The following is a 566-nucleotide window of genomic DNA, read 5'->3' as shown; positions in this document are numbered from 1 at the left end:
ACATTTTGCTGTGCTGTTTTTTAACTTGTATTAAACACACCACATAAGTTTACCTATATATACAAAAAACATAAATATTATTAAATTTTTTTATACTGATATATTAAATATTTATCATAATAGTTGATATTTCTTTATATTACTTATTACTTGTGCTATCATTTTACATAAATTAAAAGGTATGAGGTGAAACAATGAAAGTATTAGTGTACTCATCAAATAAGGGTGGAGTAGGTAAGTCTAGTATAGCCTTAAACGTTGCAGGTTACTTAGGATTAAAACGCAAAGTATTATACATTGGGCTAGATGGTCAAAAGAACTCTAGTAACGTCCTAAGAAAAGAGACCCCAACCAATACTATTTATGATGTTTTAAATGGTTCGATTGATATAAAACAAGCAATATATGAAAGCAATTTTAAAAATGTTTACTATGTACCTGAGAATAGAAAACTGGATAATACAAGCATTAATAGAATAGCCATCAAAGAGCTCACAGAGCCCATTTACAGAGACTTTGATTACATTGTTATAGATTGTCCACCTCAGCTTTCAAGTATTGTATAT

The 566-nt window shown here is 28.4% G+C and carries 1 protein-coding gene; it reads left to right on the top strand.

The features are described 5' to 3' along the window. Nucleotides 1-194: 194 nt before the first annotated feature. A partial coding sequence (locus ACF91D_RS31470; RefSeq protein ID WP_392438654.1) for a ParA family protein occupies nucleotides 195-566 on the top strand: 372 nt, incomplete at its 3' end.

Source organism: Staphylococcus sp. 231237_7MaSpsaltlick (genome assembly GCF_043107035.1).
The sequence above is the reverse complement of the archived record's forward strand: the minus strand, read 5'-3'. Positions and strand labels throughout refer to the sequence as shown.